This is a genomic window from Pseudomonas sp. GW821-FHT11G12 (assembly GCF_058808055.1).
The window spans coordinates 25,214-52,010 of sequence record NZ_JBXARH010000006.1 but is presented as its reverse complement, the minus strand read 5'-3'; the positions used below and the strand labels follow the sequence as shown (position 1 = coordinate 52,010).

24 protein-coding genes are annotated in these 26,797 nt (G+C 61.3%); 5 read left to right on the top strand and 19 right to left on the bottom strand.

Annotation, left to right across the window (positions count from 1 at the left end; all coding sequences use genetic code 11):
• Positions 1–27 precede the first annotated feature (27 nt).
• Genes AC1RR7_RS18750 through AC1RR7_RS18740 form a run of 3 tightly spaced genes read right to left on the bottom strand, consistent with a single transcriptional unit; the run spans position 28 to position 4,813 of the window.
• Entirely contained in the window at positions 28–1,596 is a 1,569-nt protein-coding gene (locus tag AC1RR7_RS18750; RefSeq protein WP_493158142.1) for an FGGY-family carbohydrate kinase, read from the bottom strand.
• Between the two features lie 20 nt (positions 1,597–1,616).
• Positions 1,617–3,212, bottom strand: a complete 1,596-nt coding sequence (locus tag AC1RR7_RS18745; protein ID WP_493158141.1) for a glycerol-3-phosphate dehydrogenase/oxidase — start codon at positions 3,210–3,212, stop codon at positions 1,617–1,619.
• 5 nt (positions 3,213–3,217) lie between these two features.
• Positions 3,218–4,813: an FAD-binding oxidoreductase gene (locus AC1RR7_RS18740; RefSeq protein ID WP_493158140.1), complete on the bottom strand. Its 1,596-nt coding sequence runs from the start codon at positions 4,811–4,813 to the stop codon at positions 3,218–3,220.
• A 211-nt stretch (positions 4,814–5,024) separates the two neighbouring features.
• Between AC1RR7_RS18740 and gliR the strand changes: the two genes are divergently transcribed.
• Positions 5,025–6,053 carry an AraC family transcriptional regulator GliR gene (gene gliR / locus AC1RR7_RS18735; protein WP_493158139.1) on the top strand — a complete coding sequence of 343 codons (1,029 nt, stop codon included), beginning with the start codon at positions 5,025–5,027 and terminating at the stop codon, positions 6,051–6,053.
• Here gliR and AC1RR7_RS18730 read toward each other — a convergent pair.
• The 9 genes from AC1RR7_RS18730 to mdaB all read right to left on the bottom strand — a co-directional run bounded on the left by AC1RR7_RS18730 (position 6,050) and on the right by mdaB (position 15,293).
• Positions 6,050–6,418, bottom strand: coding sequence for a glyoxalase superfamily protein (locus tag AC1RR7_RS18730; RefSeq protein WP_493158138.1), 369 nt, complete (start codon positions 6,416–6,418; stop codon positions 6,050–6,052). The two genes, gliR and AC1RR7_RS18730, sit on opposite strands and share 4 nt — an antisense overlap.
• 117 nt (positions 6,419–6,535) lie before the next feature.
• On the bottom strand, positions 6,536–7,993 hold the full coding sequence (locus AC1RR7_RS18725) for a D-aminoacylase (protein WP_493158137.1): 1,458 nt from the start codon (positions 7,991–7,993) through the stop codon (positions 6,536–6,538).
• A gap of 25 nt (positions 7,994–8,018) precedes the next feature.
• Positions 8,019–8,657 carry a YdcF family protein gene (locus AC1RR7_RS18720; protein WP_192559719.1) on the bottom strand — a complete coding sequence of 213 codons (639 nt, stop codon included), beginning with the start codon at positions 8,655–8,657 and terminating at the stop codon, positions 8,019–8,021.
• On the bottom strand, positions 8,654–9,325 hold the full coding sequence (locus tag AC1RR7_RS18715) for an HAD family hydrolase (RefSeq protein ID WP_493158136.1): 672 nt from the start codon (positions 9,323–9,325) through the stop codon (positions 8,654–8,656). Before AC1RR7_RS18715 ends, AC1RR7_RS18720 begins: the two co-directional genes overlap by 4 nt.
• A gap of 1 nt (position 9,326) precedes the next feature.
• Positions 9,327–10,502 (bottom strand): MFS transporter, encoded by a 1,176-nt coding sequence (locus AC1RR7_RS18710; RefSeq protein ID WP_493158135.1) that lies wholly within the window; start codon positions 10,500–10,502, stop codon positions 9,327–9,329.
• Positions 10,503–10,566: 64 nt separating this feature from the next.
• Entirely contained in the window at positions 10,567–12,288 is a 1,722-nt protein-coding gene (locus AC1RR7_RS18705) for a carbamoyltransferase C-terminal domain-containing protein (RefSeq protein WP_273538216.1), read from the bottom strand.
• Positions 12,289–12,733: 445 nt separating this feature from the next.
• The gene (locus AC1RR7_RS18700; RefSeq protein WP_493158134.1) at positions 12,734–13,627 is read right to left on the bottom strand and encodes an NAD-dependent epimerase/dehydratase family protein; all 894 of its coding nucleotides are present in this window, start codon (positions 13,625–13,627) and stop codon (positions 12,734–12,736) included.
• Between the two features lie 103 nt (positions 13,628–13,730).
• Positions 13,731–14,642, bottom strand: a complete 912-nt coding sequence (locus tag AC1RR7_RS18695) for a LysR substrate-binding domain-containing protein (RefSeq protein WP_493158133.1) — start codon at positions 14,640–14,642, stop codon at positions 13,731–13,733.
• Positions 14,643–14,702: 60 nt separating this feature from the next.
• On the bottom strand, positions 14,703–15,293 hold the full coding sequence (gene mdaB, locus AC1RR7_RS18690) for an NADPH:quinone oxidoreductase MdaB (RefSeq protein ID WP_493158132.1): 591 nt from the start codon (positions 15,291–15,293) through the stop codon (positions 14,703–14,705).
• Positions 15,294–15,494: 201 nt separating this feature from the next.
• Here mdaB and AC1RR7_RS18685 point away from each other — a divergent pair, with 201 nt between their 5' ends.
• The gene (locus tag AC1RR7_RS18685) at positions 15,495–15,809 is read left to right on the top strand and encodes a putative quinol monooxygenase (RefSeq protein ID WP_096818720.1); all 315 of its coding nucleotides are present in this window, start codon (positions 15,495–15,497) and stop codon (positions 15,807–15,809) included.
• Here AC1RR7_RS18685 and AC1RR7_RS18680 read toward each other — a convergent pair.
• Positions 15,799–16,563, bottom strand: coding sequence for a sulfite exporter TauE/SafE family protein (locus AC1RR7_RS18680; RefSeq protein ID WP_493158131.1), 765 nt, complete (start codon positions 16,561–16,563; stop codon positions 15,799–15,801). The two genes, AC1RR7_RS18685 and AC1RR7_RS18680, sit on opposite strands and share 11 nt — an antisense overlap.
• A gap of 82 nt (positions 16,564–16,645) precedes the next feature.
• Between AC1RR7_RS18680 and AC1RR7_RS18675 the strand changes: the two genes are divergently transcribed.
• The 3 genes from AC1RR7_RS18675 (at position 16,646) to AC1RR7_RS18665 (ending at position 18,544) form a co-directional block, all read left to right on the top strand.
• Entirely contained in the window at positions 16,646–17,527 is an 882-nt protein-coding gene (locus tag AC1RR7_RS18675; protein WP_493158130.1) for a LysR family transcriptional regulator, read from the top strand.
• Between the two features lie 172 nt (positions 17,528–17,699).
• Complete coding sequence (locus AC1RR7_RS18670; protein WP_007953834.1) at positions 17,700–18,209, top strand: flavin reductase; 510 nt, start codon at positions 17,700–17,702, stop codon at positions 18,207–18,209.
• Positions 18,210–18,268: 59 nt separating this feature from the next.
• The gene (locus AC1RR7_RS18665; protein ID WP_085713206.1) at positions 18,269–18,544 is read left to right on the top strand and encodes a helix-turn-helix domain-containing protein; all 276 of its coding nucleotides are present in this window, start codon (positions 18,269–18,271) and stop codon (positions 18,542–18,544) included.
• Positions 18,545–18,596: 52 nt separating this feature from the next.
• Here AC1RR7_RS18665 and AC1RR7_RS18660 read toward each other — a convergent pair whose 3' ends face one another.
• The 6 genes from AC1RR7_RS18660 to AC1RR7_RS18635 all read right to left on the bottom strand — a co-directional run bounded on the left by AC1RR7_RS18660 (position 18,597) and on the right by AC1RR7_RS18635 (position 26,652).
• Positions 18,597–19,154 carry a chorismate--pyruvate lyase family protein gene (locus AC1RR7_RS18660; RefSeq protein WP_493158129.1) on the bottom strand — a complete coding sequence of 186 codons (558 nt, stop codon included), beginning with the start codon at positions 19,152–19,154 and terminating at the stop codon, positions 18,597–18,599.
• Between the two features lie 75 nt (positions 19,155–19,229).
• Positions 19,230–19,595, bottom strand: a complete 366-nt coding sequence (locus tag AC1RR7_RS18655) for an ArsR/SmtB family transcription factor (RefSeq protein WP_007953843.1) — start codon at positions 19,593–19,595, stop codon at positions 19,230–19,232.
• Positions 19,596–19,724: 129 nt separating this feature from the next.
• Entirely contained in the window at positions 19,725–21,176 is a 1,452-nt protein-coding gene (locus tag AC1RR7_RS18650) for an efflux transporter outer membrane subunit (RefSeq protein WP_273538200.1), read from the bottom strand.
• Positions 21,177–21,185: 9 nt separating this feature from the next.
• Positions 21,186–24,263, bottom strand: coding sequence for a MexW/MexI family multidrug efflux RND transporter permease subunit (locus AC1RR7_RS18645; RefSeq protein ID WP_096818710.1), 3,078 nt, complete (start codon positions 24,261–24,263; stop codon positions 21,186–21,188).
• On the bottom strand, positions 24,260–25,360 hold the full coding sequence (locus AC1RR7_RS18640; protein WP_493158128.1) for an efflux RND transporter periplasmic adaptor subunit: 1,101 nt from the start codon (positions 25,358–25,360) through the stop codon (positions 24,260–24,262). Before AC1RR7_RS18640 ends, AC1RR7_RS18645 begins: the two co-directional genes overlap by 4 nt.
• A 134-nt stretch (positions 25,361–25,494) precedes the next feature.
• The gene (locus AC1RR7_RS18635) at positions 25,495–26,652 is read right to left on the bottom strand and encodes an acyl-CoA dehydrogenase family protein (RefSeq protein ID WP_493158127.1); all 1,158 of its coding nucleotides are present in this window, start codon (positions 26,650–26,652) and stop codon (positions 25,495–25,497) included.
• Positions 26,653–26,797: the final 145 nt, after the last annotated feature.

Here is a 26,797-nt window from a genome sequence, read left to right as displayed (position 1 = left end):
TCCGATAGCGCCACATGCGCTGTTCTTTCAGGCCGGGTAACCGGTGATCTTGCGGATGCTCTGGTACAACGGTTTGAGCTGCCGATACATGCGCAGATAAACGTCCTTGTACAGTCGCTCGTAGACCTGCTGCGCCTCGGGTTGCGGCTGGAACACCGCGCCGACCCGGGTCATCGCCGCTATTGCCGTGGGGAAATCCGCGTGCAGCCCCAGCCCCACCGCGCAGCAAATCGCCGCGCCCAGACCGGACGCTTCATAGACGTGCGGACGCTCCGCCGGCAGGCCGAAGATGTTCGCCGTGAGTTGCATCGCCGCATCACTTTGCGAGCCACCGCCGGCGACTCGCAGACGCGTGACAGAGATCTTCGAGCGCTTCTCGATTTTCTCCATGCCCTGACGCAACGCATACGCAAGACCTTCAAGGATCGCCCGGTAAATGTGCGCACGGGTATGCACGTCGCCGAAGCCGATCATCGCGCCTTTGGCCTCCACACCCGGCTCGCGAATCCCCGGCGACCAGTACGGTTGCAGCATCAACCCCATCGAGCCCGGCGGCACCGCATCGACCAGCGCATCGAACAGTTGTTCAGGCTCGATACCCTGCTCCTTGGCCTGCTGCATTTCCCGCAGGCCGAACTCGTTCTTGAACCAGCTGACCATCCAGTAGCCGCGATAAATCATCACCTCGCAGTTGTACTGATCCGGCACCGCCGACGGGTACGGCGGAATCAACGGGACGATTTCCAGATAGCGCGAGCGGGTGCTGGTGATCGTCGCCGTGGTGCCGTAGGACAGGCACACCGTGCCCGAATCGACGACTCCGGAACCGAGCACTTCACAGGCCTTGTCGGCCCCCGCCGCGATCAGCGGAATGCCTTCGGGAATGCCGGTGTGGCGACTCGCTTCGGCGCTGATATGGCCGAGGGTTTCACCGGGTTTGTGCAAGGTCGGCAACTGCTCGGGACGCACCGCCAGCGCCTGCCATTTCCAGTCACGCGGCGCGGCCCAGCGCAGGCGTTTGAAGTCGAACGGCAGGTAACCGACGCAACAGCCCACCGAGTCGACGAAGCGCCCGCACAGGCGATGCGTGAGAAACCCCGAGAGCAGCAGAAACTTGTCGGTCGCCGCCCACACGTCAGGCTGATGGCGAGCGATCCAGTTGGCTTCGGCCTGGGCGCGAAAGTAATCCACGGTGGCCTGCGCGCCGGCCAGTTTGAACAGCCAGCCCCACGGTCCCTTGATCCCGCCTTCGACTTCGCTCTGGCGCTGATCGAGCCAGAGAATCGCCGGGCGCAACGGTTTGCCCTGGGCATCGACGTTGATCACCGTGCCGCGCTGGGTGGTCAGGGAAACGCCGGCAATCTGCGAACGATCGATGCCGGTTTGCGCCCACACCTGCTGGCAGGCCTCGCCCATTTTCGCCCAGTAATAATCCGGATCCTGCTCGGCCCAGCCCGGCTGCGTCGAGTAATAGGCCTGCAATTCAACCTTGCCCTTGCCGAGCAGGTTGCCCTGCAAATCGAAGAGCAGCGCGCGCACGCTCTGGGTGCCATTGTCGATGGCCAGCAGGTAACGCTTGTTCGGGTGGTTATCCATGGAGCTCTCTTCGAGGGGCATCACTGCGCGATTTCCGGCAGGCCGTGATGGCGTTGCCATAACGCCTGGTAGCGTTGCTGTTCCTGTTGCCAGTGTTCGTCGTCCCAGCCCAGTCGCGGCTGGCAGAGTTGGCGAATGACCGGGAAATACTCCGCGCCGCCACGGGGCAGCAACAGGCCCAGACGGGTTCGGCGCAGCAGCAGGTCATCCAGGTGCAGGACCATTTCCGCTTCGCAGGCGAAGGCCAGTTCCGCCCACAAGGTGTCGGTGGCGCCGACGGTGTCGTGGCCCAGTTCGGCGAGCTGTTGCGCCAGCCTCGGCAAATCACGGCCATGTCGCCCGGCCAGACGTCGCCACTGACCGGGGCTGAGGCCGGGGATTGTCAGTGGCGGCACGGCGGCAAATACCGGCGCGGCATCGTCATCGAAGGAACGGCCGAGCATGTCGGCGCACGCCTTGAGCACTTCGATGGCTTGCGGGCGGAACGTCGTGAGTTTGCCACCGGCCAACGTGACGCAGCCTGGCTCCTGCCACAGCACATGTTCACGGGTTTCGTTCGACGGTTTGTCTTGATGCTCACCCGCCGCACTGCCCACCACCGGGCGCACGCCCGACCAGGTTGAAAGTACGTCGGCCGCTGTCACCTCAGCGCCGGGAAACTGCTGTCGGCAGGCGGCCAGCAGATAGTCCAGTTCTTCGCCGCTGATGCTCGCGCTCTGATCCAGATTCTCGCGATGATCGAGGTCCGTGGTGCCGACCACCGTGGCACCCTCCCACGGGAAAACGAACACAGGACGCCGATCCTGCTCGTGCATAAACGTAAAGGCCTGCGCCACCGGCAAGCGCCAGCCCGGCAGCAACAGATGACTGCCGCGCAACGGGCGCAACTGGCGCGGTGCTTCGGGTGGACGCAAGCGTTCGGCCCAGGCGCCAGTGGCCACCGCCAGCACACCACATCGTAATTGCAGCGACGAGCCGGCCTCGCAATCTTCGACCTGAACCCCGCACACCCGCCCGTTTTCACGCAGCACATGTTCGACACGCACGCCGTTGAGCACCACCGCGCCGTCGGCCCGTGCTTCGCTCAACACGCGCATTACCAGCCGCGCGTCATCGGTCAGCGCATCGACAAAACAGGTGCCGCCGAGCAGGTCATTTTCTTTTACTCCCGGAGCCAGATAACGCAGTTGCTGCGCGTCATGGAAACGATGATCTCGGCGCCCGGCCAATGCGTCATAAATCGACAACAGACCACCCAGTACCCGAGGCCCGGGAAAACCACCGCGATAGTGCGGCATCATGAAGCTCATCGGCTCCACCAGCCCCGGCGCTTCGTCGAGCAGACGCTGGCGTTCGCGCACCGAATCGCGTGTCAGTCGCCACTGACCCTTGGCGATATAACGCAAACCGCCATGGACCATTTTCGAGGATCGGCTGGAGGTGCCCCAGGCGAAATCACGCTGCTCCAGCAGCAGGCAACGCCAGCCACGGCGCGCGGCTTCACGCAGGATTCCGGCACCGCTGATGCCGCCGCCGATCACGATCAGGTCCCAGGTTTCACCCGCCAGTGTCGGCAGGACCTGCTGGCGCCATTCGGCGTTCCAGTCCGCGCTCATGGCGGTCACTCCTGCAACAGCGTGCCGGGGTTCAGGCGCCCGGCCGGGTCGAAGTGCCGGCTCAGCGCCTGCAAGGTGTCCATCGCCAGCTCGCCCTTTTCGCGCAGCAGGTACGGCGCGTGATCCTTGCCCACGCCGTGCTGGTGGCTGATGGTGCCGTGGTTGTCGACGATGGTCTGGCTGGCCGCGTGCTTGAGGGCCTTCCAGCGGGCCAGCGTCGCGGGATAGTCCGCCGCCGGGCGAAACACGTAGGTGGTGTAGATGCTCGAGCCTTCGCCGTAGACGTGGGACAGATGCGTGAACACATGCACCCGCTCTCCTTCAGCCGCGAGAGCATCGCGCAGGCTGTTTTCGATCAGGTTGAGCAGGTTGTCGACGTTGCTCCAGTCGGTGGCGGTTTCGAGAGTGTCGACCACATAACCGGCGTTCCACAGGTTCTCTCGCAGATACGGAAAACGGAAGCGGTTCTGCGCCCACTTCTTGCCGAGCAGTGTGCCGGTGAACACACCGCCAAATGCCTTCAGATGCTGACGGGCCTGGCTCAGGGACAGCGCATTCTGCCGGCGATTGCCGGTCACCCCGAAGGTCAGCAGGCACTTGCCCTGCCCCGCACCGCGCAGGTTCAGATACTTTTCCAGCCAGGCGATCTGCTGCGGATGGCCGGCCAGCGCCAGTTGGGTTTCGGTCTCCACCGCGTTGGAAAGACGCAGCATCGACAGCGGCACCCGCGCTTGCGCCAGTTGCTGAATGGCTTGCAGCGCCTTGCTCCAGCTGGGCAGAAACACGCCGTAGAAACGCTCATCGGCCGGCAGCGCACTGACCCGCACCTTGACTTCGGAAATGATCCCGAAACGCCCCTCGCAACCCAACACCACTTCGCGCAGATCAGGGCCAGCAGCCGAGGCCGGGAAGGTCGGGATTTGCAGGGGCCCGGCAAAGGTTTCCAGCGTCCCGCCGGCAAACAGTTGCTCGATCCGCCCATAACGCAGCGATTGCTGACCACTGGAACGACTGGCCACCCAGCCGCCCAGCGTCGACAACTCCCACGACTGCGGGAAATGCCCCAGCGTGTAGCCACGGGCGCGCAGCTGACTTTCCACCTGTGGGCCACTGGCGCCGGGGCCGAAAGTCGCCAACAGGCTTTGTTCATCGAGGTCGAGCAGGCGATTCATCCGCGCCAGAGACACCGTCACCACGGGCCGCGCAGAGTCGGGCGGATTGATGTGCCCGGCCACCGACGTGCCGCCGCCGTAGGGGATCAGGCACAGGTCCTGTGCCTGGGCGAGCGCCAGCAACTGGCGGATGTGTTCAGCGGTTTCCGGGAACGCCACGGCGTCGGGATAGTTACCCAACGCCCCTTCGCGCAATGCCAGCCAGTCCGGCAGGCTCTGCCCCCGGGCGTGCAGCAGACGGTCATGGGCATCGATGCTGTACAGCGCGTGTTCCGCCAGCCGCGACACCGGTACGCGGGCCAGCGCCGCTTCAAGCGTTGCATCGGGCAGCGCTCGGCCCTCCCCCAGTCGCTCATTGAGAAAACTTGCGCCCTGGGCCGGCAGTTCGACCACCGTGGTTGCATCTCCCCAGCCGTTCCAGCGTCGCATGCGTGTGTCCTTCTGTGCAGTCTGATCAGTGAGATTTCAGGCCCTCATACTAGTCAGCCGGCCGAAAGTGTCACGGTCGCATCCGGCCAGTTCGAGTAGCCAATTGAGTCAAACGTCGCGCAAGCGTCAGCCATTTACTTTAGTCGTGGATTCAAATTACCTTTCAGGGCGCTCATCCGCCCACGGCGGCCTCGATCAAGGGAATACGGTCATGCAATCGCTCGGCTTTACCTCCGTTCCGCCGCTGCTCAAGTACCTGCGCCATGCCGAACACCTGGGCATGGCCATCGAGCCTGCGTTGGCGGCGGCCGGGTTGCAGGCGCAACAGTTGAGCGACAACAGCCTGCGCCTGCCGGGTGAAACCCATGAGCGATTGCTCGATTACTTTTGCGAACACTCGGGCGATCCGCTGTTCGGCCTCAACGCCGCGAATTTCGTGCTGCCCAACTCCTGGAGCGTGCTGGGCTACATCACCATGAACTGCGCGACACTGGGCGACGCCATGAGCCGCATCATGCCGTTCGAAAAACTGGTGGGCGACATGGGCGTCAGCCGCGCCGAGGTGCAGGACAGCCACGTGCACCTGATCTGGAGCTGCCGCTTTGAGCGCCCGCGGATTCGCCGGCACCTGGTGGAAAACGTGCTCGGCTCCTGGCTGCAATATGCACGCTGGATCGCTGACACCCAATTGTCGCCGGCCGCTGTGTGGCTGGAGCACTCAATCCCGGCGGACACAACGCTGGCGCAGTACAAGCAGTTTTTCGAATGCCCGGTGCTGTTCGATCAGCCCTATTCCGCGCTGATCGTGCCGCTACCGTATTTGCAGTTGCCGTTGCGTCAGGCCGATGCGCATTTGCTGCGCACGCTGGAAGAGCACGCGCAGAGCCTGATGGCGACGCTGGAGGATGCGTCGCTTGAGCAACGGGTCAAAAGCATCCTGCGCCAGTTGCTCAAGGAAGGCCTGCCGCGCAAGGAACAGGTGGCCGAGCATCTCGCCGTGTCCGTGCGCACGCTGCAACGCCAGTTGCATCAGGCCGGCACCTCGTATCAGCAGATCCTCGATGACTTGCGCCAGGAACTGGCCGAGCATTATCTGTTGAACAGTACGTTGCCGATTCAGGACATCGCCCAGTATCTGGGCTTCACCGAACCGCGCTCCTTTCACCGCACATTCAAGAGCCGACGCGGGATGCCGCCCGGCGAGTTTCGCCAGACTCACCGGGTATCGAACGACAGTTAGAGACTGATCGCGTTGGTGAACACCAGGCGATTGCCGAACGGATCGGCGATGGTCATGTCCTGACTGCCCCACGGCATGGCCTGAATGTCTGGGTGCGAGAACTTGTAGTTTTTGGCCAGCAGTTGCTGCTGGAACGCCTCAAGTTCATCGGTCTCAATCCGCAGGGCCGAACCCGGTGTTGCATCGCCGTGATGTTCGGACAGGTGCAGCACACACTCGCCCCGGGAGACTTGCAGGTACAACGGGAAACCGGGTTCGAAACGATGCTGCCAATCGATCTTGAAACCGAGGAAGTCGACATAGAACTCCAAGGCCTTGGCTTCATCGAAAATCCGCAGGATCGGGGTGGTTTTGCCGAAGCTCATGGGGTGCTCCCTGACTGATTGGCCCCAGAGTGTAGCCGGGGTGGATGTCAGCAATTCGGCTTGGAGGTGGCTTTCTTTAATTGCAATGTGCCATCACCGTGACACAGTCAGCAAAATTCAACGAAAGCCGTCGCGCAGATCGCCTTGGCGTGCCAGAAAACGCCCCTCGCGTCGGCCATTCGCCTGACCGTCCTTGTAGCTCAGCACGCCGTTGATCCACACGCCATCGATGCCTTGCGCGGCACGTTGCGGGTCGGTGAAGTCCGCCACGTCATGCACGGTTGCCGGATCGAACAACACCAGATCCGCCCAGTGTCCTTCGCGAATCTCGCCCCGCTCCTTCAAGCCGAAGCGCGCCGCCGAAAGACCGGTCATCTTGTGCACGGCGGTGTGCAGCGGAAACAGGCCTACATCACGACTGAAATGCCCGAGCACCCGAGGGAAAGCGCCCCACAGGCGCGGATGGGGGAACGGGTCTTCCGGCAGGCCGTCGGAACCGACCATCGACAGCGGATGGGCGAGGATCCGGCGCACGTCGTTCTCGTCCATGCCGTAATACACTGCGCCCGCCGGTTGCAGGCGTTTGGCGGCGTCGAGCAATGGCAGGTTCCATTCGGCGGCGATATCCATGAGATCACGGCCGCCCATGTCCGGATGCGGTGTCGACCAGGTAATGGTGATGCGGTGGGCATCGGTGACCTGCTTCAGATCCAGCGTCGAAGAACTCGCCGCATACGGGTAGCAATCACAGCCGACCGGGTGGGTTTTCGCCGCTTCTTCCAGCGACGCGAGCAACTGCGGGCTGCGTCCCCAGTTGCCTACGCCGGCACACTTGAGGTGGGAAACGATCACCGGCGAACGGGCGTGGCGGCCGATGCGAAAGGCTTCGTCCATGGCCTCCAGCACCGGTTCGAACTCACTGCGCAGATGAGTGGTGTACACGGCGCCGAACGCGTTCAATTCTTCAGTCAGTTGCATGACTTCATCGGTGGATGCCGAAAACGCACTGGCGTAGGCCAGACCTGTGGATAAACCAAGGGCGCCCGCCTCCAGGCTTTCACGCAACTGCTCGCGCATGGCGCTGATTTCATCGTCAGTCGCGGTGCGAAACAGATCATCGAGGTGATTGCTGCGCAGCGCCGTGTGCCCGACCAGTGCCGCGACGTTCAGCGTGGTATTGGCCGCTTCGACCGCCACGCGGTAATCGCTGAAACGTGGATAGACGAATGCGGCGGCAGTGCCGAGCAGGTTCATCGGATCCGGTGGATCGCCCTTGAGACTGACCGGTGCTGCGCTGATGCCGCAGTTGCCGACAATCACCGTGGTCACGCCCTGGCTGAGCTTGGGCAGCATCTGCGGCTGGCGGATCACCACGGTGTCGTCGTGGGTGTGCACGTCGATGAAGCCCGGCGCCAGCACTCGGCCGGCGGCGTCGATTTCATCGGTGGCGCTCACATCGCGCAAGTCACCGATGCGCGCGATGCGGCCATCGAGGATTGCCACGTCAGCGGTATAGCCGGGGCTGTTGCTGCCGTCGATGACCAGGGCGTTGCGAATCAGTGTGTCGTACAGCATGTCAGTCTCCGGCGGCAGCTCGGCGTCAGTGTCTGCCTTTGATCAAATGGTGATCGAATCCTTGTTCGATCAGGTAGCGCCAGGCTACCTCGACTTCCTCGGGAATCACCTGCTCGACCTGAAAGCCCAGCGAAGGGTAAACCATGATCCGGTGCACATCCCCGACCATTTCGTCGATCAGCCCCAGAACCCCGATCAGGTTGCTGACCTCCCCCGGAAAACTGAAGGACGGCGCATCCACCCAAGCCTCAAGCCCTGGCCATTGAACGGGCAAGGTCAACGCCACGCGCCGGATCGAATTCGGTTTGGTCAGGAACGTCGCCCGGCGCACGTCCGGGAACAACGCTCGGGCAAACGCGATGTTCTCGGCGAAGTTGGTGGCACGGGATTCGAGGGTGAACTGGTCCGCCGAAACGCCTTGCACCATGGCCCGTTGCGCAAAAATATCGGCTTCGGTCCGTTCCCACAAATGCTTCGTCCAGTTACCGGTGTTGCCGGTAAACAACAGATGCGGGGCGACGCCTTTTTTCAGCAACTGACAGGCGTAATCGCAGACTCGAAGGTCGTAGGAGCCGCACACCACGATCAGCTCACAATCGCTGTGTTGGCGCCCCGCCCCCAGGAAATTCCACAGGACGGTCGCGTGTCGCAAAGTCGGTGTCATGAGCGTGCGAACCTCTGGGCAAGCTGCCCGCTGATAAACAACCCACCGTCGGCATAGAGGTGTGTATCCACCCCGCCCTGCGAGACCGGGAGCGCCGTGAAATCCGCGTACGTCCGCAGTGCCCCGTGAGCGCTCAGCGTCGGATCGTCGCCGATACCGATGCACAGCGCGCCGCTGCTGACCGCCGACTGCACGCCGCTGACGGAATCTTCGAAGACCAGGCATTCATCGCTCTGACGCTCCAGTCGGGCGGCGGCCAGGCGATAAGGATCGGGAGCCGGTTTGCCACTGCGCACATCGTCGCGGCAGATGATGCAGTCGAAAACCGACGTCAGGTCGTGTTGCTGCAAGACGTGGTCGACTCGCGCTCGCCAACTGCTGGTCACCAGCGCCAGCGGCACGCGCCCATTCAATTGGGCGATGAACGCAGCGACGCCCGGCACCAGCGAACAGATCGAAACCTCTTCGATGGCGTCGACTTCTTGCTTGATGGCCACGCGCGTCTGTTCGTCAAACCGGCCAAACAGGGCCTGCAGGGTGTAACCGCCCGGGCGGCCGTGAATATGGTCGTCGATGAAGGCCTGATCGACTGTCACACCGTAGTTGCGCGCCACCGTGGTCCAGGCGAACTCGATGACCTCGCGAGACTGGATAAGCACGCCGTCCATATCAAAGCAGACGGCTGTAAACGTTCGTTGTGTCATCGGTTGCACTTCGCATTTTCTGGTGAGCAATGAATGCCAGCACGGTTCCCATCAGGGCAAACAGCGCCATGACATACCAGGACCATTGTGGCTGCGTCTCGTACAGATACCCGGCAAAGGGTGTGGCCAGCCCCATGGGCAAGGCAACCGCCAGCGAGTAATAGACACCCTGGGTAAACACCTGGATATCTGGCGGGGCGTGATCGCGAATGCAGCGCATGATCGCCGAGTGATACGCCGCGAAACTCAAGGCGTGCAGGCATTGCCCCAGCAGGATCACCGGCACCGCATCGCTGTCGGAAAACAACGCCCAGCGCGCCGCCGCACAGACACTGGAAAACATCACGATGGGCAACGGCGAACAGAACGACAGGACCTTGTTGGAGAACGCGAAATAAGTGATTTCCGCGATCACCGCCACTGACCAGAACACCCCGATGGCGGTTGAAGAATAGCCCTTCACGCCCCAGCCAATCGACGCCGTGGAAAAGTACAGGGTGTGACTCAGTTGAATGAAGCTGGCGGCGGCAATCGCGATCAGCAGACTTTTTTGCGCGAACAGCGCTTTCCAGTCCGGTCGTTCAAGGGTGCGACTGACCGGTTCCAGATGGGCACGGGAGACCTGACGCTTCAGCCACAGGCACGCCAGCGCGGTGAGCAACATGCACGCGGCAATCACCACCGGCACCCATGACTGGCTGTACTGCGCAAACAACAGGCCGCCGAGGGTCGAAGTCAGGATAAATGCTGAAGAGCCCACCGCACGGACCCAGCCGTAGTTCTGCAGGGCTTGCTTGTCACGCTTGAGCAGATAGGACTCGGACAGCGGCAACACCACCATCCACAGCCCGCCAAACAGGATGCTCAGGCACACGAATCCCCACAGGTGCACCGGCATGAAATAGAACAGCAACGTACACAACGCTGCCGAGAAACCGAGAAACGCCGCGAGCCGCAATTGGTCCACGCGCCAATCGGCCACGTAAGTGATCAACACTCCGGTCACGACTTGGGGCCAATAGACCGCCGCGATCAGCAGGCCAATCTGGCTGGCGCTGAAACCCAGCGAATTCAGCCAGGTCGGCCAGAACGGATAGATGATCCCTTCTGCCGCAAAGAACCCGAAAAAGATCAGATACATGGGTCAACCATACGCTCGATACTCCTGAGCAGGGCTCCAGCGGAGCCCTGTAACCATCCATCCATTATTCGAAGCGTTGTTGGGTGAAGCTGTTTTTGCCTTTGCGCCAGACAATCAGTGATTCACTCATCACCACCAGATCGACCATCCCTTCTTTCAACGCATCCAGTGCATCCTGAGGCGAACACACGATCGGCTCTTCGTGCCGGTTGAACGACGTGTTGATCAACGCTGCCTGACCGGTCCGCTCATGCCAGGCATTCAACAGACGATGCATGAACGCATCGCGCTCCGGGCGAATGATCTGCGGCCGCGCCGTGCCGTCGATGTGCACCACCGCCGGGCTCGCTTCGCTGAACTGCGGATGACAATCGTAGGTCATGGTCATGGTGTCTGCCGCCACTTGATCCTCGTCCCAGCCGATGTAACAGGCCGCCGCCTGTTCGATGGCGGTGACCGGGCCGAAGGGCATGAACTCCGTGCGGTGCATGCGTTTGTTCAGCCAGTCGTTCACTTCGCCATCCTGCGCGTGATAGACGATGCTTCGGTTGCACAGTGAGCGCGGGCCGAACTCCATCTTGCCCTTGAACATGCCCAGCACCTGATTTTCCATCAGTGCGTCGGTCAACACGTCGATGATGTTCGACGGGGTGTGGTAACCGAGTTCAGGGTAGTCGCGATGGATCAGGTTGATGTTCTGCGAAACGCTGCGCGATTCCGGCCCGAGGGTCATCGCCGGGTTCTTGAAGCGGGTGCCGTTCTCCAGGTACGCCGCCCCGACAGCCGCCGCGAGCGCCAGCCCGCCATCGCCCATGCACGGCAGCACATAGACGTTTTTCACGCCGGGAATCTCGCGCAGGCGCTGGTTGAGTTTGACGTTGCCAAATACACCGCCGGCCAGGCACAGGTTGGTACTGCCGCGTTGTTCCAGGTGATGTTTGACGATCGCCACCAGCAAGTCTTCGGAGTGACGCTGCACGGCGGCGGCGATGTCCTCTGGGGTTTCCCGGGAGAAAAGGGTTTCCAGTGATTCGCTGTAGTTGTTGTAGGACGGCACGAACAGGTCGCCGCAACGGGCCTTGATGCGTCCGTCTTCAAAACGGATCATCTGCTGCATCACCCCCAGCAACTTCTGCGGATCGCCAAAAGCAGCCAGGCCCGTGACCTTGCCTTCATGCCGGTTCGGTTTGTAGCCCAGCAAATGGGTGATCCGGCCGTAGAAATAACCCAGGCTGTCGATGCTGGTTTCGCGCTGCAGCACCGTGGTTTCGGTCGGGCTGTACCAGGTCACGGTCAGCGACTGGAAGTCGCCGCGCCCGTCACAGGTCAGGGTCAAGGCTTCATCGAACGGCGAGCAGACATAAGCACCGAGGGCGTGGCATTCATGGTGGTCGATGTAATACGCCTTGCCGGCCAAGCCATTGGCGACAATGTATTGATCGAATTCGGCGCGCTTCTCTCTGTCGTTTCGGACTTCATCGGTGACACGCTGGCGGAACTGCGCCAGGCCTTCGGGGTTGTTCCGGACTTCCTCGACGATTCGGTCGAAATACAACTCAAGGTGTTTATCTGCGTTGAAACCGGCATTCCATCCGTAAGCCACGTAGTCGATATCTTCCAGTGACACGCCAGCCTGGCTCAACACAAACTCGATGGACTTGGCGGGCCAGATCTTGTGGTCCTTGATGCGGGTGAAACGCTCTTCGCTGACCGCCGAGAGAATCTGACCATCGCGTACCAGGCAAGCGCCCGACAAATCGTTATTGGTAATGCCCAAAATGACCATAACTACTCCTTGTTCTTGCCAATTTCGCGGATGAGTGTGCCCACGACCGAAGAGCGCAATGCTCCGGCCAAGGCGCTTGGCGCCGTGTCATGAACCGTGAGGAGGCGAAATCGTCTGGTTCGCCCGGGATATGCCTTTACGTGCAGGCAGCAGAGGTGCGTATTGCCATCGCAAATTCCTTTTGCAAAAAAATTCCACGGGCGTTACCCACCGACCTGGCCTCATGGCCAGACAACCAGTGGGTGCCCGCTATCCTACAAACCGGCCAGCTGCGTTGGCCATGCCTGTGCGGGGATCAGACTAGTAGGAAATTTCTGAACGTCTCGATAAACAGCCGCCTAAAAATCAGATCCCACGTTCATGTCCTGAATTTCCGGGGCACAAAAAAACCTGTGGGAGCACGATGCTCCCACAGGTTTGGCAAGGCCCGGATGCGCGGATGGGCTCACACCATTTCGTTGCGAATCCACTCGACCACTGACGTGCGCTTCGGTACCCAGCCCAGCAGCTCACGGGCGTGTTTGCCGCGTACCCGGCTGTTGGAGCCCAGGCCGTAGTTGGCCATTTCGTAGCCCCACTCTGCTTCGGCGTCTTTCAGCGGCCAGTCTTGTGGCTGGCCCAGATTCAGGGCTTCGGCCATGGCGGTGGTCATGTCGATGAACGACGCTTCGCCGCTTTCGACGAAGTAGAACGTGCCCGGGACGTTTTTGGTCAGCGCCAGCAGGTACAGAGACACCACGTCTTCGATGTGCACGTTGGACCAGATGTTCTGGCCAGTGCCGACGTGACGCACCACGCCGCTTTTGCGCGCCTGTTTCAGCAGGCGCGGCAGTTGCACGCTGTCGCGATTGACGCCCAGGCTGTGGCCGTAGATCAGGGTGTTGCAGATGACGGCCGAGTTCACGCCGTCCTTCGCTGCCGCGAGGATCAGGTTGTCGATGGCCACCCGTGCGGCTTTGTCGACAGTCGGCTCCGGCAGGTTGTCTTCGAAGTAGATGACATCGCTGGATTTGCCGCCCGACGCATCGCCGACGATGCTCGAACCGCTGGTGTGCAGGAACACTTTGTTCGAGCCGCGCAGGGCATCGAGCAAGGCTTCGACCGCGCCGCGATGATCGCTGCTGGCGGCGTTGATCACAGCGTCGGCGGCGCGGGCCTGTTCGGCCAGCAGTGCCTTGTCGTCGAGGGTGCCGATCACCGGGGTAATGCCCAGTGCTTTCAACTCATCGGCCTGCTCGGCACTGCGTACAAGACCGGTGACGGTGTGCCCGGCCTTGACCAGACCGGTAGCGATGGAGCCGCCGATAAAACCGGCAGCGCCGGTGACGAATACGTTCATGGAGAAACTCCCTGCGTGAATAAGTGATGCAACGAGTATCGACCGGCGAGTCCGGTGGAAAAACCCGCCCTCAGCCAATTCACTCTTGCGCAGGAGTCACGAATCAGCCTTTGAAATCGGCGCTGGCGTAAGCCGCCAGTTTGCTCTGGATGAAGTCCAGGAAGCACTGGATCCGCAGCGCCAGTTGCGAGTTGCGGTAGTACACCGCGTTGATCGGTTGGCGATAACCGCTGTTGAATTCCGCCAGCAACACCTTGAGGCGCCCGGCGCGAATGTCGTCGATGGTCATGAAATGCGAAAGGCAGGCAATGCCCTGGCCTTCCAGCGCCAGATGCCGAACCGTCTCGCCGCTGGAGGCGCTGATCGCCGGGGTGATCGGCCAGCGATCACCGTGTACGTAACGCAGCGGCCACTGGTTGAGGCCTTCGTTCTGGGTGAAGCCGAGCAAGGTGTGTTCGCTGAGGTCGGCCACTTCCAGCGGCGCGCCGTGTTTTTCCAGATAGGCGGGACTGGCAACGATCAACAGCGGACTGCAACCGAGCGAGCGGGCATGCAACGTCGAATCGGCGAGGGTGCCGATGCGGATGGCGACGTCGGTGCTTTGTTCCAGCAGGTCAATGATCAAGTCATTGCTGTTGAGTTCGAGCTGGATGTCCGGGTACAGCCGCCGGAATTCGTCGATGTACGGCACGATGGTGTGGAGCATGAACGGCGATGCGGAGTTGATTCGCAGCCGACCGGACGGCGTCTGTTGGCGCGAAGAAAGGCGCTCCTCGAGCTGATCCATCTGGTCGAGGATCAGCTTGGCCTGCTCGAAGAAATACTTGCCCTCCTCGGTCAGGTCCATGCGTCGGGTCGTGCGGTTGATCAGCGTGGTGTCGAGCTTGGCTTCCAGCCGCGACAGCGTGCGGCTGACGGCCGACGGCGTCTGTCCGACCTGCTCGGCGGCGGCGGAGATTGAACCGCATTCGATCACGCAGACGAAAATCTGCAACTCATCGGATCTGGCTTTCACGGGTGTCCTCGAATCGAAAGGCCTGCTGCGCAAGCTCAGGCCTTCGATAGTAGCCGAGCGTCAGGCCTTGAGGCCAAACACCTCGGTCAGATGCTGCTCGTAACGCGCCACATCCGCTTCGATGTTCGGGCGTTTCATCACGTCCACGCAGAGGAAGGTCGGCAGGCCGGTCATGCCGAGAAACTGGTTGGCCTTGTGAAACGGGAAGTAAACCGCGTCCACGCCTTTGGCTTCGAAGAAGTCGGTCGGGTCATCGAACGCCTGCTGCGGCGCGTTCCAGGTCAGCGACAGCATGTATTGCTTGCCGTGGATCAGACCGCCGCTGCCGTACTTCTGCGAGGAGTCGGAACGGGTGCGACCGTCACTGGCGTAGAGGCTGCCGTGGCCTTCGGTGAAGACTTCGTCGAGGTACTTTTTCACGGTCCATGGCGCGCCCATCCACCAGCCCGGCATCTGATAAATGATCACGTCGGCCCAGAGAAATTTGGCGACTTCTTCGGCGATGTCGTAACCCTCGTCGATGAAGGTGGTCTTGACGTCGACACCGCCGCGATCCAGCACGCTCAGCGCCGCTTCGTGCAGGGTGGCGTTGTAGCGACCGTCGGAGTGGGCGAATTTTTTACCGCCGTTGAGCAACAGCACTTTTTTCATGGGACAGCCTCGATCGGATTCCGATGCGCAGCGCAGAGCGCTGGATGGAGAAGGGGAAAAATTGAATGGCGGCAGATTAACGATGCGCCTCGCGCGGAATAAGCCGCGGTTGCGCAAAATTCATTTGAGTAAAACGCACGAATCGAATGCCGATTGTTGCCTTAGGATTGGCCGCCATCTGAATCTGAGGAGTTTTTTACGATGAGCGAACGCCAGGGTTTCATCCTGCACGCCAAGACCCGCCCGGAAAAAGCAGAGGCCTTCGAAGCGTTTTTCCGCGCCTACGTCGAGCCGAGCCGCGCCGAACCGGGCTGCATCGAGTACCACATGCTGCGCGACAAGGAAGATCCGAGCCTGTTCATTTTCTACGAAATCTGGGAAACCCAGGCGCACCTGGACGTGCACTCGAATCTGCCGCACATGCAGCAGTTTCTCGCTCAGCGCATGGAGTATCTGGAGCGGGATTTCGACATCCGTCCGATCGACATGCTCAGCGATTCGTCCGCTAGCCGCTGATCAACAGATGGGCGCCGAGCGCGCCCAGACCGATGAAGAACACTCGCTTGAACAGCACGGCGCTGATGCGCTGGCGCAGCCATTGGCCGAACAGCATGCCGAGCACCGCCGGGATCAGCGCCAGCAACGAGGCGCTCAATTCTGCGCCGCCGAGCGACCCGCGCCAGAGCAATCCACCGGCCAGCGCCAGGGTCGACACGGTGAAGGACAGGCCCAGCGCCTGTACCAGTTCGTCGCGGTTCAAACCCAGTGCCTGCATGTAGGGGACGGCGGGAATCACGAACACGCCGGTGGCCGAAGTGATGACGCCGGTGACCACGCCACACAGCGGTCCCAGCCACGGTTCATGGCGGCGACTGACACTCAGCGTCGGCAGGAACAATCCACTCAGCGCATAGAGCAACAGCGCCGCGCCAAGTCCGCGCACCACCCAATGCCCACCCTCCATGCCGATCCACAAGGTGCCGATCGCCGTGCCGAGGAAGATCGCCAGCAGCATCGGCCACAAGCGTTTCACCAGCCCCTGCAAATGCCCGCCGAACGCCAGTTGCCAGACGTTGGTGAGGGTCGCCGGAATGATCAGCAACGCCGCAGCCTGCGACGGCGCCATAGCCAGACCGAGCAGGCCCATGGCGACAGTGGGCAGGCCGAGACCGATCACACCCTTGATCAGGCCGGCGACGACGAAGGTCGCAATCACCAGCAATGACAGGGCCAGACCGAGGTTTTGATAAAAATCTGCGAGTGCGTTCATAGCGATACTGTGCGCCTGCGCGGATGAGCTGAAAATCTGTCATACACTGAGGCAGCCTCTCTCTCAGCAAGAGCCACGCGTCATGCACTTCGACCTCACCGACCTGCGCCTGTACCTGCACATCCTCGACAGCGGCAACATCACCGCCGGCGCCGCGCGCAGTCATCTGTCGCTGGCGGCGGCCAGTGCGCGGATCCGGGCGATGGAGGCTTCGTTGGGCACCGAGTTTCTTGAGCGCGGGCGCCGTGGTGTCACGCCGACGCCGGCCGGCAAAGCTCTGGCGCAACATGCGCGGGTGTTGCTGCAACAGGCCGACCGCCTGCAGCAGGATCTGGCCGAATACGCCCAAGGCGTCAAAGGCCAGGTGCGTCTGTTGTGCAACACCACGGCGCTCAGCGAATACCTGCCGGAGGTACTGGCGGATTTCCTGCGCGAGCACCCCAACCTCGACATCGATTTGCAGGAGTTGCCCAGCGCTCGCATCACCCATGCCTTGCGCCAGGGCGCGGCGGATCTGGGCATTGTGTCCGACGCGATCGACACCTCCGACTTGCAGACCCGAGCCTTTCGCGATGATCCGCTGGTGCTGATTCTGCCTCTGGAACATCCACTGTCTGATGCGACCGAAGTCAGTTTCAGCGACGCCCTGCGCCATGACTTCGTCGGCCTGCATGCCGACAGCGCACTGGCGGTGTACCTGGAAGAACAGGCCCTGCACAGCGGCTCACGGATGCAGATGCGCATCCGCGCCGATGGTTTCGACGGCGTGATGCGCATGGTGGCCCGGGGCGCCGGCATCGGCATCGTGCCGCTGGCGGCGGTCCAGCGTGCCGCACCGCAGGCCTTCAAGTCCCTGCCGATGAATGAAGCGTGGGCCAGGCGCAAACTGTTGCTGTGCGCCCGGGATTTCTCCACGTTGCCGGCCTATGCCACAGCCTTGCTGCAAGCCTTGGCACTCCCCTGAGATTTATCTTTTCATCTGCAAAATAAGCACAAGGAATAGCTTGCAAGGTACGGATACATACGTACTATATCGCCAGAGCGAACGTGTTGCCCGATACCCGTTTTCGCACAACGACAACGGACAAGGAAGAACGGATCGGCTCCATTAAACCTACATGGAATGAGGTGACGCGATGGTTGATTCAACGGAGTTTCGTAATGCAATGGCGATGCTGGGGAGTGCCGTCACCATCGTCACGACCGATGGCCCTGCGGGGCGTTTCGGCTTTACCGCGTCGGCGGTGTGCAGCGTGACGGATTCACCGCCCACGCTGCTGGTGTGCGTCAATCGCTCGTCGTCCAATCACGAGCATTTCAAGACCAATGGCGTGCTGTGCGTGAACGTCCTGACCGGCGACCACCAGTCGACCTCCGGGGCGTTCGCCAATCGGCAGTTGAGCATGCAGGAGCGTTTTTCCAGCGTGAATTGCCAGACGCTCAAGACCGGATCGCCGGTGATCGAAGAGGCGCTGGTCAGCCTCGATTGCCGGGTCAGCAAGGTCGACGAGGTCGGCACTCACAGCATCTTCTACTGTGAAATCCTCGAGCTGCAGCAACACAGCGAGGCCACGGAAGGCCTGGTCTATTTCAACCGCAGTTACTACCGTCTGAACGACGAACTGCGCCTGGCACCCGAGCAGTGATCCAGACACCCGCCGGCATCGCAGATTGCTAGCCGGCGGGTCATGACAGGGATGTAACCATGCTATTCAATGAAGACAACTTCGCGGATATCGACCTGAACCTGATCATCATTTTCCTGGTGCTGTTCCGCGAACGCAGCGTGTCACGCACGGCCGAACGCCTGCACGTCAAACAACCCGCCATCAGCGGATCGCTGGCACGACTGCGCAAGCGGTTCGATGATCCTCTGTTTCTGCGCTCATCCAGAACCATGCGCCCGACCTCGAAAGCCGAGGAACTGGCGCAGGCCCTGACGCCGGCAATCAAGCAGATCGAAGCGGTCATCCGGCTCTGAACAACTTGCGAAAAAAAACCTGCGGGAGTTCGCTCCCGCAGGTTTCATTTTGTCAGGCCGACTTGAGCGCCTGAGCGTACTCGACCCGTGCCCAGAACGCCGGCAGGAAGCACTCGCAGACCAGCAGCGCAGAACCATTGCGGGTAAAACGCGAACGTCGGGCCAACAACCGTTTGGCCTGCGGCGCGTAGCGATAGGACAGCGCCGCCAACGGTGCGCCGGGGGACAGCAAGGCGCATTGGAAGGGTTCGCGCAGGGTCTGGTCCGACGTGTAGAGAATCTCGGCCAGCGGCCGGCGACCATAGCCGTTCAGATCCGCCCAGTCGCCGTTCAGCGCCGGCATGCTGGTCAGGCTGCGCGCGGTGACGCAGGCCTCGCCATCCAGTTTCATCACCACCTCGCGCACCCAGCCGATGGTCATCGGCGGTACGTTCAGCGCTTGCGCTTCTTCAGGATTGAGCGGGCCATGGGACTGCTCGACCACTTCGATTGAATAGTCGCCCATGGCTTTCAGACGCGGGGTCAGTGCCCCGGGCAAAAACAGCCAGTGATGCTCGGAGCCGGTCAATTCCGACAGGGGTCGCGACGACCAGTAATGACTTGTATCCATACCCGCACACACCTTCCTGGTGATGGTGAATTGATTGGTTGCCGTGGAAGGCCAACCCTTCACCGGCGGTGTCTGTCACTCGGCTCCGTTTTCTTCGGTCACTTCGTGTTTGCTGATCACGCTGATGGTCTGTTCATCGGTCTTGACCGCCGACAGCAGCGAGTCGAGAAGCCCCGGGAAACGCACGTCCATGTCTTCACGACGCAAGGACAGCAGATTTTCCCGGCCGTAGGGGCGTTGCCAAATCAGACCGCTGTCGCGCAGGACCCGCCAGTGGTGAGTCATGGTCGACTTCGATGCGCCCTTGAGGATCCGGCCGCATGGATGTTCCTGGCCATCGGACAACACTTTCAACACGGTCAGGCGTAGCGGGCTTCCCAATGCGTTCAGCACATTTTCCAGAAGGATCTGATCCTGATTGGGATGATTCGGGACGTTCATAGGTAGGTACCCTTGATGATATAGGCGGGAATAATCCGGCTTGTATTCGTCTATACGAGAACAGTAAGACTATACACAAGATGCCTTTTTCCCGCGACAGCCGCCCCGAAGGCGGCGTCCCGAAAAACACTACAGAGCACTGCTCTGTGCCGTCTCCAGCGCGGGGGCCTGGAACCCGCCGCCCAGCGCCGCCATCAACGAAACCGAACTGTCGATGTGCTTGCTGTTGAGGAAGGCCAGACGCATTTCGTCCTGAATCAATTGTTGCTCGATATTCAGGGCATCGAGGAACGTGTCCTCCCCGGCCTTGTAGCGCGACTGCGACAGATCGTAGGACGACTGCGCAATCGAACAGGCATCGCGCTGCACGACGATTTGCTGTTCGAAAGAACGCAACTGCGTCACCGAAATCGCCACCTCATGCAACGCCGAATTCAGCACCCGGTTGTATTGCGCGATAGAGCTGTCGAGTTCAGCGTTGCCGGCCTTCAGATCGGAGCGCAGACGCCCGGCATCGAAGATCGGTAGCGACACCGTCGGCGCCACATTCCAGAACTTGCTGACCCCGGCGAACATCGCATCACCGATCAAGGCATGCGAACCCGCCGCCGCCACCAGGTTGATGTTCGGGTAGAACGTGGTCTTCACCGCCTCGACGTTCTTGGTCTCGGCCTCCACTCGCCAGCGCGCCGCAACGATGTCCGGGCGACGACCGAGCAACTGGGCCGGCAACTGCGCCGGCAATGCCACCACGCTGGCCTGCAGATTCGATGGCCGCTCGAGCGTGTGCGCGCGGTCGACGCCCTTGCCGATCAGCGCCGACAATTGCAGCCGAGCGATTTCGATGTCTTCGTTGGCGCCGATCAGGGTTGATTCCGAACGTGCCTTGAGGCTCTGCACCTGCTTGAGTTGCGACAGGTTGTCGAGCCCCGAGCCGTAGCGCGAATCCGTCAGCTCCACCAATTTGCTCAAGCGTTCCAGATCGCGCTGGTTGAGCTCCGACACCTGCCAGGCGTATGCCAACTGGTTGTAGGCCTTGACCACGTTGGTCGCCAGAATCAGCCGCGACGATTGCAGGTCGACTTCCGCAGCTCGTGCGCTGTTGAGCGCCGATTCCCAGGCGGCACGCTGGCCGCCCCAGAGGTCGAAGGTGTAGCTGAAGTTCACCGCCAGATTGCGTGCGGTGAAGTACTTTTCACCCTCGCCGCTGTAGTCCTCGAAGCGCGACAGCCGACCGCGAGTGACACCCGCCGACGCATCCATTTCCGGGTAACGCTCGGCATCGCGCAGGTCGAGAAATGCGTTGGCCTTGGCGACCCGGGCAGCGACTTCCTGCAAGTCCGGGTTGCTGGCATACGCCTCTTCGATCAACGCGCCCAGACGCGGATCACCCAGCGACGTCCACCAGTCCGCACGCGGCCACTGGGCCGGTGGCAACTTGTCTTTCAGGCTGTCGGACGGCGCATCGCCAACCGCCAGCAATTTGCCCTGATGATCGATCCCGGCGTAGTTCACACAACCCGCCGCCAACAGGATGGCCGCCGCCAGGGGCGCCAGCATCAAACGTGTAATCGAATACATGTCACGTCCTCACAGGATGGGTTGCGGCACACCGGCCGGTTCGGCTTCGGGTGCGTGGCTCGGTTGCTTGATCGAACTGAGCAGCGTGTACACCGACGGCAGAATGAACAGCGTGAACAAGGTACCGATCAGCATCCCCACCACAATCACCAGGCCCAGGCCGAAGCGGCTGTTGGCGCCGGCACCGCTGGCGAACAACAGGGGCGCGAGGCCGACCACCATGGCAGCGGTGGTCATCAGGATCGGCCGCAGACGCACCTGCGCGGCGTGCTGGATCGCTTGCACGCGGTCCATGCCTTGCTGGCGCTGCAACTCATTGGCGAACGCGACCATCAGGATCCCGTGCTTACTGATCAGACCGATCAGCGTGATCAGGCCGATCTGGGTGTAGATGTTCATCGAGGTCATGCCCAGCGCCAGCGGCACCAGGGCCCCGCAGATCGACAGCGGCACGCTGATCAGAATGATGAACGGGTCGCGGAAGCTCTCGTACTGCACGCTCAGCACCAGATAGATGATCACCAGGGCGAGGCCGAAGGTGAACGCCAGGCTGTTGCCTTCCTGCACGTATTGGCGGGCATCGGACTGCCAGTCGAAACTGAAGCCGGCCGGGAAATTTTCCGATTGTTTCTGCAGGAAGCCCACCGCATCACCCAACGTCACGCCCGGCGCCGGAATGGCCTGGAACGTGGCGGAGTTCTGCTGGTTGAACTGGGTCAGGCGATTCGGCTCGACCTTGACGCTGAGGGTGGCCAGCGTCGACAGCGGCACCGGATTGCCCTTCTGATCCTTCACGTAATACAGCTTCAGGGTTTCCGGGGTCAGGCGATCCGCCGACACCGACTGCGGGATCACATCGTAGGAACGACCGTGGAACGAGAACCGGTTGACGTACTTCTCGCCGATCAGGCTGTTGAGCGTCTCGCCGATATCCTGCATGCGGATGCCCAGGGCGTTGGCCTTGGCGCGGTCAACCTGGATTTCCACCACCGGGTTGTTGAAGTCCAGATCGCTGTCGACCACCGCGAACAGACCACTGGCCTGCGCCGCTTTCTTGAGCTGATCCATCACGTTGTACAGCGCCAGATAATCCTGATCGCTGCGGATCACCATCTGCACCGGCAGACCACCGGTGGAGCCCGGCAGCGGCGGCATCTGGAACACGAAAATGCTCGTGCCTTCGATCTGGTTCACCCGTGCCTGCAAGTCAGGCTGGATGGTGTTGGCATCGCGGCCACGCTTTTCCCAGTCCACCAGGTTGATCCCGCCGACGCTGTTGGACAGACCGTCGGAACCGTTCGCCACCCAGTTGCTGTAGCCCTCGGGGATTTCGTTGAAGGTCTTGTACAGCTCGTGTGCGTAGGCTTCGAGGTAATTCAGGTTGGCGTGCTGCGGCGCCTTGATCGCGGTCAGCAGGATGTTCTGGTCTTCCAGCGGCGCCAGTTCGGTCTGCGCCGAGCGATAGAGGAACGGCAGGCTGAAGAAGATCACCAGCGCCACGCTCAGGCTGATCCAGCGACGTGCCAGCGAACCGCCGAGCAGCGCGCCATAACGACGGGACAGGTACTGGAAGAAACGGTCCGCCTTGACCGCCATGAAGCCTTCGCTGGTTTTCGCGTCCAGCAGACGGGTACTCATGATCGGCGACAGGGTCAGGGCGACGATGCCGGAAATCACCACGGCGCCCGCCAGGGTCAGAGCGAACTCCTTGAACAGCGTGCCGGTGAGGCCGCCCATCAGGCCGATCGGCGCGTACACCGCCGCCAGGGTGAAGGTCATCGCCACCACTGGCCCGGCCACTTCACGAGCGCCGATCAGTGCGGCGTCGAACGGCGTCTTGCCCTCTTCGATGTGACGGTGGACGTTTTCCACCACGACGATGGCGTCGTCCACCACCAACCCGATGGCGAGCACCATGGCAAGCAAGGTCAGCAGGTTGAGGCTGAAGCCGAACATCTGCATCAGCATCGCCGCACCGAGCATCGACAGCGGAATGGTCACCAGCGGAATCAGCACGGTGCGGAACGTACCCAGGCACAGGTAGATCACCAGCACCACGATCACCAGCGCCTCGAGCAGGGTGTAGCTCACCTCGTCGATCGACGACTGAATGAAGTGCGCCACTTCGAACGGGATCTGCACGGTCACGCCCGGTGGCAGGGTTTCCTGAATCTGCGGCAGCAATTCGCGCACACGTTTGACGATGACCAGCGGGTTGCCGGTCGGCGCGGCGTCCAGACCGAGGAACAGCGCCGGTACGTCGCTCATTGCACCACTGGTGTCGGTGGAGGCTGCGTTCAGTTCCACAGTGCCGACGTCACGCACACGGATGATGTGGCCATTGTCGTTGCGCAGCACCATGTCGCGGAAGTCTTCAACGCTGTTCAGGTCAGTGTTGACCCGCAGGTTGCTGACCACGTACAGGCCTTTGACCTGGCCTGGTGCTGCCTGGAAGTTGTTGCCTTCGATGGCGGCCGAAACGTCCTGCCCGGTCATGCCGTAGCCGGCCAGACGCTGCGGATCGAGCCACAGGCGCATGGACAGTTTCTGCTCGCCCATGATGTTGATCTTGGCCACGCCTTCGATGCCGGCGAACATCGGCTCGACGACACGGGAGATGTAATCCGACATCTCCGGAATGGTCAGGTTGGAACTGGCGAACGCGACGTAAGCCACGCTGGTGAAACCGCCGGAAGTACGTTCAACCACAGGGTCGTAGGCGTCCTTCGGCAAGCGATATTTGATCTGGTTGACCTTGGCCATGACCTCGGTCAGCGCCGCGATGGAATCACTGTTCAGTGCCATGCGGATCGTCACCTGGCTGCGCCCCTGGGTCGAGGCCGACGACAGATAGTCGATGCCTTCGACCGAGGCCACGGCCTGGCTGATCGGTTGGGTGACGAAGCCTTGCATCAGTTCCGAAGAGGCGCCGGGATACTGGGTCGTGACCGTGATGGTCGACGTTTCCAGCATCGGGTACTGACGGATCGGCAGGTTCATCAGCGCACGCACCCCAAACAGCAGGATCAACGTGCTGACCACCACGGCCAGCACCGGGCGGCGAAGAAAGAGGTCGGTGAAATTCATTTTTCCAGCCCACTGAGTTTAAGAGCAATCGTGTCCGGGACGCCTTCCACCGCCACGCCATCGTGGAGTTTGAGCTGACCGGAAGTCACCACCTGCACACCTTCGATCAAGCCCTTGTCGACCACCGCCCAGCCGTTGCGACGCTCGCCGACTTTGATCGACTCACGCTTGACCTTCTGCACGCCGGTCTCGTCGGTGTAGACCGAGAACACGCTCTCGCCGTAGGCGTTGTAGGTGATCGCGGTTTCCGGAATCAGCAACTCGGCGGTCTGTGGCAGGGTCACCGAGACCCGTGCATACATGCCGGGACGCAGGCGTTTTTGCGTGTCGGTAATGACCGCTTGAACGTTGATGGTGTGGGACTGGTTGATCTGCGGGTCGACCGCAACGATCTTGCCGGCGAAGGTCGCGTCACCCCAGGCATCGACCTTGGCCTGCACGGTCTGGCCCAGTTGTACTTGCGAGCCATCGCGTTCGGCGAGGGTGAAGTTGACGCGCAGCAGGCCCGGATCCGTCAGGGTCGCTACCGCGCTGCCGGCTTGCAGGTACTGGCCCAGATGCGCCTGGCGAATGCCGAGGGTGCCGCCGAACGGCGCACGAATGTGCCGTTGAGCGATCTGCGCCTGCATGCGTTCCATGTCGCCCTTGGCCGCGTCGTATTGAGCGTGGGCACTGTCGAAGGCGCGACGGCTTTCGGCGCCGGTCTTGGCCAGTTCCTGGACACGGGCAAACTGCGCCTTGGCGGATTCGTACTCGCCTTTCAGGCGAACCAGTTCACCTTGCTCGGGTGCGTCGTTGAGCTTGAGCAGCACCTGCCCCGCCTTCACTTCATCACCGGACTCGAAATCGATGTCCACCACTTTGCCGCTGACTTCGGCCGACACCAGCACCTGACGCTGCGCTTCGAGTTTGCCGATGGCTTCGAGGTAGTAGGTGTACGGTTGTTTCTTGACCACGGCCAGACCGACCCGGGTGCTGGGAATCCGTTGCTCGGCCGCGGCCGGTTGCGGCGACCAGAAACGCCAGCCCAGCGCGGCGGACAGCACCACGACCAGAATAATAAACACCAGCGACTTAATAATATTTCGAGCAAGCATGTGGCACTCCCTTGACTCTTTACTGCGAGCACAAAAGTTTGAGATTTAAGAAAATAAAGGTGCAACTTGAAACGGGCGCGCTATTGATCCCTGTGAACATTCACTGATAACGCGCCCGTTTTATTTATCCGCTATTACGCCGCGGCCAGTACGTTGGTTTTATCCAGGTAATACTTGCCGATACCGTGCAAGTTCAAAGGCGACAGAGTGAAGTGCTTCGAACCGGTATGAATATCGCGGAAGCAACGCTCCAGGAAGTGCGACTTGTAGACGGCTTTGGAACCGGCCATCGAGTAGATCTGGTTGACGGCGTTGACCGAGTTTTCAGTCAACACCGACGCTGCCAGACCGACGCGGGCGCTGACCGGTTCGCCGATGGTTTCACCGCGGTTGATCACCTGATGGATGGCATCTTCAAGCAACAATTGCGCGGTGTGTACCGAGGAGATGGCGCGGCCGGTCTTCTCGAAGATCACCCCTTCCAGGCCCGGGTCGGTGTTGATCGCACGGTCGTTGCGGAAGTGATCCACGGCGGCCCGGGCCACGCCCAGCACGGTGGACATTGCTGCCAGAGTGCCGAACTCGTAGTAGCCGGTGGCGTAGGCACGGGAGCTGCGCGCTTCGGGAGATTTTTTCAGAGTTTCGACGTCCAGCGAGAACGCTTTGTTGACGATGACGTTGGAGCACTGGAAGTGATGGCTGCCGGTGCCGCGCATGCCCAGGGTGTCCCAGGTCGACAGAATGGTGCACTGGCTGGCGGGTACGAAGAACATCCGCACTTCCGGGGTGGTGTTGTTTTCGGTGCCTTTGACGGTGGCGGTGCAGACCAGCCAGTCGGCGTGGGCCGAGCCGCTGGCGAAGGCCCACTTGCCGCTCAGCAGGTAATCGTCACCCATTGGCAGCGCTTCGCCACCGGAGTGGATGGCGCCGATCACGAAACCGTCGCAGTGGTTGTAGATCGCTTCGGAAGTGGCTTCCGGCAGGTAATCCGAGAGGCGCCCCATCGCCACTTGTACCGCCAGCTGCCAGGACAGCGAGGCATCATGCCGGGCAAATTCCAGCACCAGCGCGGAAGTGGTCTGGATATCGACCTGGGAGCCGCCGAACGCCCGGGAGACCGACGTACGGCCAAAACCTTCCTTGAAGAAGCGGGACATCACATCCTTGTGAGTCGCATTGGTCTGCTCGCTGTACTCGCGGTGCTGAACAATCAGCGGATTCAGTGCACGCACCTTCTCGAGCCATTCATTGGATTCGGAGGGAAGGCTGTTCCATTGCATTAGATTTTTCATAACGGCTCCTAGCTATTATTTATTTACGATCAGCAGACGAAAAAACAGACGAACTTTTATTGTTGTTAAACCCCGATAAAAATGTACGTCTACAGTCGTACATTTGACAAGCATTATTCTCAGACTTCTTTCACTTTTCAGTAAA

Bases quoted from the DNA above. Each gene is read 5' to 3' on its own strand.
- AC1RR7_RS18750 (WP_493158142.1), bottom strand. From the start codon at position 1,596: ATGGATAACCACCCGAACAAGCGTTACCTGCTGGCCATCGACAATGGC.
- AC1RR7_RS18745 (WP_493158141.1), bottom strand. From the start codon at position 3,212: ATGAGCGCGGACTGGAACGCCGAATGGCGCCAGCAGGTCCTGCCGACA.
- AC1RR7_RS18740 (WP_493158140.1), bottom strand. From the start codon at position 4,813: ATGCGACGCTGGAACGGCTGGGGAGATGCAACCACGGTGGTCGAACTG.
- gliR (WP_493158139.1), top strand. From the start codon at position 5,025: ATGCAATCGCTCGGCTTTACCTCCGTTCCGCCGCTGCTCAAGTACCTG.
- AC1RR7_RS18730 (WP_493158138.1), bottom strand. From the start codon at position 6,418: ATGAGCTTCGGCAAAACCACCCCGATCCTGCGGATTTTCGATGAAGCC.
- AC1RR7_RS18725 (WP_493158137.1), bottom strand. From the start codon at position 7,993: ATGCTGTACGACACACTGATTCGCAACGCCCTGGTCATCGACGGCAGC.
- AC1RR7_RS18720 (WP_192559719.1), bottom strand. From the start codon at position 8,657: ATGACACCGACTTTGCGACACGCGACCGTCCTGTGGAATTTCCTGGGG.
- AC1RR7_RS18715 (WP_493158136.1), bottom strand. From the start codon at position 9,325: ATGGACGGCGTGCTTATCCAGTCTCGCGAGGTCATCGAGTTCGCCTGG.
- AC1RR7_RS18710 (WP_493158135.1), bottom strand. From the start codon at position 10,502: ATGTATCTGATCTTTTTCGGGTTCTTTGCGGCAGAAGGGATCATCTAT.
- AC1RR7_RS18705 (WP_273538216.1), bottom strand. From the start codon at position 12,288: ATGGTCATTTTGGGCATTACCAATAACGATTTGTCGGGCGCTTGCCTG.
- AC1RR7_RS18700 (WP_493158134.1), bottom strand. From the start codon at position 13,627: ATGAACGTATTCGTCACCGGCGCTGCCGGTTTTATCGGCGGCTCCATC.
- mdaB (WP_493158132.1), bottom strand. From the start codon at position 15,293: ATGAAAAAAGTGCTGTTGCTCAACGGCGGTAAAAAATTCGCCCACTCC.
- AC1RR7_RS18685 (WP_096818720.1), top strand. From the start codon at position 15,495: ATGAGCGAACGCCAGGGTTTCATCCTGCACGCCAAGACCCGCCCGGAA.
- AC1RR7_RS18680 (WP_493158131.1), bottom strand. From the start codon at position 16,563: ATGAACGCACTCGCAGATTTTTATCAAAACCTCGGTCTGGCCCTGTCA.
- AC1RR7_RS18675 (WP_493158130.1), top strand. From the start codon at position 16,646: ATGCACTTCGACCTCACCGACCTGCGCCTGTACCTGCACATCCTCGAC.
- AC1RR7_RS18670 (WP_007953834.1), top strand. From the start codon at position 17,700: ATGGTTGATTCAACGGAGTTTCGTAATGCAATGGCGATGCTGGGGAGT.
- AC1RR7_RS18665 (WP_085713206.1), top strand. From the start codon at position 18,269: ATGCTATTCAATGAAGACAACTTCGCGGATATCGACCTGAACCTGATC.
- AC1RR7_RS18660 (WP_493158129.1), bottom strand. From the start codon at position 19,154: ATGGATACAAGTCATTACTGGTCGTCGCGACCCCTGTCGGAATTGACC.
- AC1RR7_RS18655 (WP_007953843.1), bottom strand. From the start codon at position 19,595: ATGAACGTCCCGAATCATCCCAATCAGGATCAGATCCTTCTGGAAAAT.
- AC1RR7_RS18650 (WP_273538200.1), bottom strand. From the start codon at position 21,176: ATGTATTCGATTACACGTTTGATGCTGGCGCCCCTGGCGGCGGCCATC.
- AC1RR7_RS18645 (WP_096818710.1), bottom strand. From the start codon at position 24,263: ATGAATTTCACCGACCTCTTTCTTCGCCGCCCGGTGCTGGCCGTGGTG.
- AC1RR7_RS18640 (WP_493158128.1), bottom strand. From the start codon at position 25,360: ATGCTTGCTCGAAATATTATTAAGTCGCTGGTGTTTATTATTCTGGTC.
- AC1RR7_RS18635 (WP_493158127.1), bottom strand. From the start codon at position 26,652: ATGAAAAATCTAATGCAATGGAACAGCCTTCCCTCCGAATCCAATGAA.